This is a genomic window from Acidovorax sp. KNOB132 (assembly GCF_057541515.1).
Map to the genome: position 1 here is coordinate 1 of NZ_BAAJYT010000237.1, position 5546 is coordinate 5546.

The following is a 5546-nucleotide window of genomic DNA, read 5'->3' on the forward strand; positions in this document are numbered from 1 at the left end:
CGCGATGGCGGCCCAGGGCTTGGATGCGGGCGCGGTGTCGAGCACCGCCGCCACGCGCGCGCCGGCCTGCACGTACTGCGAGGCCACCAGGTACAGCAGCGGTCCGCTGCCCAGAAAGACGACCTGCGAACCGATGGCGCAGGCCTGCGCCTTCAGCGCGATCTGCGAGGCACCCAAGCTGTAGCAGCCGGCGCGGTGCCAGCCGGGCACGGGCATGAGGCGGTCGGTGGCGCCGGAGCACACCAGCAGCGCGTCGAACGGCAGCGTCTGCGGCTCGCCGGCATGCACCACGTGCAGTTCGCCGGCAGTCACGTTCCAGGCCAGGGTGTCGGGCCGGTAATCGACCGATGGGCGCAGGGCGTCGAAGTCGCGGTGCAGCGCCTGGGCCTTGCCGGCCTCGCTCCCGTAGAGCTTGGCGTAGGGCCGCTTGAAGCCTTCGGGCTGGCGACGGTAGATCTGCCCGCCGTCGCGCCGGCTTTCGTCGACCACGGTGGGGCGCAGGCCGGCCTGCACCAGCGCCTGGGCGGCGCGCACGCCGGCCGGGCCGGTGCCGACCACCACGATGCGGGGCGAGCCGGTAGGGTTAGTGATTGGGGTGGCGGTGGGGGCGCTCATGCCGCGTCCCCTTGCGCATGGCGCGCCAGCGATTCGCGCAGGTCCGTCGTCACCGGCCAGTGCGCCGCGGGCGGGTGGGTGAGCACCTCCATGCCGGCTTCGGCCGGGGTGGAGCAGGCGCGCAGCCGATTGCCCGAAGGCGTCCACACCCAGCAGTCCTGGCAGGCGCCCATGAGGCAAAAGCCCGCGCGCGGGCCGTCGCCGAACTCGCTGTCGCGCACCCGCCGCCCGTGCTGCAGCAGTGCCACCAGCAGGGTGTCGCCAGCGAGCGCGGCGGCAGGCAGGCCATCGATCGTCAGGGCGATCGGGGGGCGATCGGTCTCGGCCAGCCGCACGAAGCGGGCCGGCGGGCGGTGGGCGGTGTCGGGCATGGGCGTCTGGAGGGCGGTCAGCGCTGGTGGGGAAAAAGCCGCTCGATGGGACAGTGCGTCTTGATGAACGGCGTCTTGATGACGATGTAGCTGAAGTACTTGGAGATGCCGAGGTTGCGTTCGAGCAGGTCCTCGATCACCTCCTGGTAATGGTTCACGCCGCGCGTCAGAAAGCGCAGCAGGTAGTCGTAGCCGCCGCTCACCAGGTGGCATTCGAGCACCTCGTCCACCTCGCGGATCGCGGCCTCGAAGCGCGTGAAGTCCTCGCGGCGGTGGTCGGTGAGCGTGACCTCGGTGAACACGGTGAGCGTGTCGCCCAGCTTTTCCAGGCGCAGGTGCGCGCCGTAGCCGGCGATGTAGCCCGCCTGCTCCAGGCGCTTGACGCGGATCAGGCAGGGGCTGGGCGACAGGCCCACCGCGTCCGCCAGGTCCACGTTGGTCATGCGCCCGTTCTTCTGCAGCTGCGCGAGGATGCGCAGGTCCAGGCGGTCGATCTTGAAGGCTTCGTTCATCATGGCGGCATCGGGACGTGAAGGAGGCTTCGATTCTGCGGCGGCGCGCGGTCGCTGTGTTGGCGTTGCGGGGGCGTTGCCGCCGGTTTCAGCCTTTGAGCGCGGCGCGCACGTCGGGCGCGTCCAGCACGTCGTCCAGCGTCTTTCGCAGGCGCTTGAACATTTCGGCGAACTCGTCCTCGGTGTAGGTGAGCGCAGGCGCAAAGCCCAGGATGTTGTCGCCGAAGGCGCGGAACACGATGCCGTTGCGGTACGCCGTGGCCGCGATGCGCTCGGACAGACCCAGCGCCGGATCGAACCCGCGCCGGGTCACCTTGTCGCTCACCAGCTCCAGCGCGCCCAGCAGGCCGCGGTGGCGCGAGTCGCCCACCAGCGGGTGCGCCAGCAAGGCATCCAGCCCGGCCGCGAAAGGCGCGGCGCCGCGCTGGCCGTTGGCGAGAATGCCGCCTTCCTCGTACAGCCGCAGCACTTCCAGCGCCACCGCCGCGCTCACCGGGTGGGCGGAGTAGGTGGCGCCGTGGCCGATGGGCGCGCCCTCGGGTGCACCGTCGGCGATGCCGGCGTACAGCGCATCCGAGATCACCGTCGCCCCCATGGGCACGTAGCCGGCCGTCAGTCCCTTGGCCAGCGTGAGGATGTCGGGGGACACGCCTTCGGCCTCGCAGGCGAACAGCGGGCCGGTGCGGCCGAAGCCGGTGATGACCTCGTCCACCACCAGCAGGATGCCCAGCTCGCGCGTGGCCTCCCGCATGGCCTTGAGCCAGCCCTGGGGCGGCACGATCACCCCGCCCGAGCCCTGGATGGGCTCGCAGAAGAAGGCCGCCACGTTGTCCGCGCCCAGCTCGGCCACCTTGGCCCGCAGCGCCGCCACCGAGGCCGCGATGATGGCCGGGCCGTCCGAGGGGTCCGCGGCGCGGTAGGGGTTGGGCGAGGGAATGTAGTGCTGCGTCGGCAGCGGCAGGTCGAACCCGCGGTGGAAGGCGGGCAGGGCGGTGAGCCCGGCGCCCGTGGACGACGAGCCGTGGTAGCCGCGCTCCAGCGCGATGAAGTGCTTCTTGGCCGGCTGGCCGATGGCATTGTGGTATTGCACGATGAAGCGCACGGCGGCATCCACCGCTTCGGAGCCGCCCAGCGTGAAGTACACGTGGTTCAGCGATTTCGGCGTGATCTGCACCAGCTTTTCGGCCAGAAGAATGGCCGGCTCGCTGCTGAAGTGGAAGTAGCCCGTGGCGTAGGGCAGGCGGCGCATCTGCTCGGCGGCGGCCTGCACCACGCTCTCCTGGCCGTAGCCCACGTTCACGCACCACAGGCCGGCGAAGGCGTCCAGCAGCTCGTTGCCCTTGGCATCGGTGAGCCATGCCCCCCGGCCCGAGGACAGCACGGTCGGGCCGCGGCGCTCGTGCGCTCGCCAGGGCGAGACGGGGTGGATCAAATGCGCCCGGTCGATGGCATCGAGCGAGGCGAGCTGGGGCAGGTCGGTGAGTTGGGTCATGGCGGGGTCCGGTCGCGGGCCAGGGGTTCGGTGGCGGTGGTGAGGCGTCTGTCGATGGCCCCAAGGTTAGGCCAGGGGCCGCTGCGCGTGGTGCTGCTTTGGCGGGGTTTCGCGCAGCACGCTGCGGTTGTTGGCGCGGTGGCAGCAGATCGTGCGGTGCCCCCGGGGCGCTGGCTGCCGGCCGCCATGCGTCAGTAGCCGCGCGAGCGGTCCACCAGCCCCACCATGGGCTCGCCGGCCTCGAACCGGCGCAGGTTGTCGACCACCACGTTGGCGGCGCTCAGGGGCTGGGTCATGCTCGCGATGTGCGGGGTGAGCTGCACGCGCGGGTGCCGCCAGAAGGCGTGCGACGGCGGCAGGGGCTCGGGGTCGGTCACGTCGAGCACCGCCTCGCCGATCTGCCCCACGGCCAGCGCGGCCAGCAGGTCGGTGTCGATCAATTGCGGCCCGCGCCCCACGTGCACCAGCCCGGCACCGGCCGGCAGTTGCGCGAACAGGTCCTTGTTCAGAAAGCCCCGCGTGGCATCGGTCAGCGGCAGCAGGCACACCAGGATGTCGGTGCGCGCCAGGAAGGCCGGCAGTTCGTGCCGGTCCGCGTAGCAGTGCACGCCGGCGAACTGGTGGCGCGAGCGGCTCCAGCCCGCGCAGTCGAAGCCCAGGCCCCGCAACTGGGCCAGCACCGCCTGCCCGAGCGAGCCCAGGCCCAGCACGCCCACCCGGCGTTCGCTGGCCGGGCGCACCGGCAGCACGCGCCATTCGCCTTGCTGCTGCTGACGGCGGTACTGGGGCATGTCGCGGTGCAGGCCCAACACGGCGTGCGTCACGTACTCCACCATGCCCTGCACGATGCCCGGCTCCACCATGCGCACCACGGGCAACTCGGGCGGCAGCGCGGCGAAGTCGAACTGGTCCACGCCCGCGCCCGATGAAAACAGCACCTGCAGCTGCGGAAAGCGCGTGGCCAGATCCTGCGGCGGTTCCCAGGCCGCGAGAAAGCGCACCTGGGCCGGGTCGCCGATGTCGGGCCAGATGCGAAAGTCGATCTCGGGCGCGCGGTCGCGGAACACGCCGGCCCACTGGCGACCGCGCACGGGGTCGGATTTGTAGAGGAAGGTGGTGGGGGTCACGGCAAGTCCCGGCAGGGTGGATCGTCGAAGGGGCGGGCTCAGCCCAGCGCCTGGGTGGCCAGGGCGAACAGCCGCGGGGCGCCGTGCGGGGCGTCCGATGCCGAGGGCAGGGTGCCGCCGCGCACCATGGTGGTGGGCGCGTCCACGCGCAGCAGGCCGATGCTCTCCAGCCACTCGGCCAAGCCGCTGTCGAAATCGATGTCGATGCGCGTGAAGTGGCCGGCGTTCATGCCGGCCAGGTGGGCGATCAGCGCCTTGGCGCTTTCCGCATCCGGCGCCACCACGGGGCCGATGGCGTGCCCGCGGCCGAAGCGCCGCAGCAGCGCGAAGCCGCGCTGCTCGCCGTCGTGGTCCAGCACCACGCAGGCATCGCTGCGGGCCAGCAGGTCGTCGATGAGGGCATCGCGCGGCATGCCGCGCGCCTGGGCGTCGAGCCGGTGCAATGCGGCCGCCTCGTTCAGGCCGGAGGGGCGCAGGCGCCAGCCGGGGGGCAGGGCGATCAGCGGCGTGGGCCGGGCCACGCCCTGGTGCTGGCGCACCTCGCCCGCGCGCACGAAGCCCAGGCGCTCGTACAGGCCGCGCCCCTCGGCGGTGGCATGCAGCAGCACCGTGTGGCCGTCCAGCCCGTCGAGCAGCGTGGTCATCAGGCGGTGGCCGATGCGGCGGCCCTGGCAGGCCGGGGTGACGAGCACCAGCCCGATGGTGGCGTGCCGATCGCCCCATTGCCAGCGCTGGGCGGTGGCGATGGTCTGCCCGTCGCGCTCGGCCACGAGGCCCTCGGAATGCGCGAACACCTGCTCCCAGTCGGCCAGCCGGTGCGGCCAGCGCAGTTCGGCCGACAGTGCCTGCGCCTGAGGCAGGTCGTCGGGCGTCATGGGGCGCAGCAGCACGCCGTCCTCGGCGGTGGCAGGGGTGGCGGGCAGGGCGGTGGAGAGCATGGGCGGCGTCCTCGTTGCGAAGGGATTGGGCGTCTATCTTGGACGACATCGGCAGGCCGCACCACCCCGAATTCGGGTTTGCCCGCAACTTGCAAGCTTCGTCTGCCGGGCGCGTGCGTTTTGCAATTCGCTGCGGTGACGCGGGGCGTTACGGGCACAAATGCTGGACCTTCCTGCCTAGCATCGAAGCACCTTTTCCCAACTGCGCGCAGCCCCTTGCGCGCCCCCGTTCCATGCTGCTTTTCGATCCCCGGTCCATCGCCGTTCCTGCCGGCCACTTCATCGGCGGGCGCATCGTGCCCGATGCCGGCCGCATCGCCGTGCTGCGCCCCTCCGACGGCCAATGGCATGCCGACCTGCCGCTGGCCGATGCCGCCACCGTGGACGTCGCGGTGCAGGATGCGTGGCAGGCCTGGCGCACCACCGACTGGGCGCGCCGCGCCCCGCGGGAGCGCGCCCGCGTGCTGCGCCGCTGGGCCGACATGATCGAG

7 protein-coding genes are annotated in these 5546 nt (G+C 71.9%); 1 reads left to right on the forward strand and 6 read right to left on the reverse strand.

What is annotated here, in order from left to right:
* The 6 genes from AC27IO_RS19790 to AC27IO_RS19815 form a co-directional block, all read right to left on the reverse strand.
* On the reverse strand, positions 1-615 hold a 615-nt coding region (locus AC27IO_RS19790; RefSeq protein WP_498740337.1), incomplete at its 3' end, for an NAD(P)/FAD-dependent oxidoreductase.
* Positions 612-986, reverse strand: a complete 375-nt coding sequence (locus tag AC27IO_RS19795) for a (2Fe-2S)-binding protein (RefSeq protein ID WP_498740339.1) — start codon at positions 984-986, stop codon at positions 612-614. The genes AC27IO_RS19790 and AC27IO_RS19795, both read right to left, overlap by 4 nt.
* Positions 987-1003: 17 nt before the next feature.
* Entirely contained in the window at positions 1004-1498 is a 495-nt protein-coding gene (locus AC27IO_RS19800) for an Lrp/AsnC family transcriptional regulator (RefSeq protein ID WP_272553201.1), read from the reverse strand.
* Positions 1499-1586: 88 nt separating this feature from the next.
* Positions 1587-2990, reverse strand: a complete 1404-nt coding sequence (locus tag AC27IO_RS19805; protein ID WP_498740341.1) for an aspartate aminotransferase family protein — start codon at positions 2988-2990, stop codon at positions 1587-1589.
* A gap of 191 nt (positions 2991-3181) precedes the next feature.
* On the reverse strand, positions 3182-4117 hold the full coding sequence (locus AC27IO_RS19810; RefSeq protein ID WP_284407460.1) for a 2-hydroxyacid dehydrogenase: 936 nt from the start codon (positions 4115-4117) through the stop codon (positions 3182-3184).
* A gap of 38 nt (positions 4118-4155) precedes the next feature.
* Positions 4156-5055 (reverse strand): GNAT family N-acetyltransferase, encoded by a 900-nt coding sequence (locus tag AC27IO_RS19815; protein WP_498740343.1) that lies wholly within the window; start codon positions 5053-5055, stop codon positions 4156-4158.
* Positions 5056-5288: 233 nt separating this feature from the next.
* Here AC27IO_RS19815 and AC27IO_RS19820 point away from each other — a divergent pair.
* Positions 5289-5546, forward strand: a 258-nt coding sequence (locus tag AC27IO_RS19820; RefSeq protein WP_498740345.1) for an aldehyde dehydrogenase family protein, incomplete at its 3' end; no start/stop codon positions are given.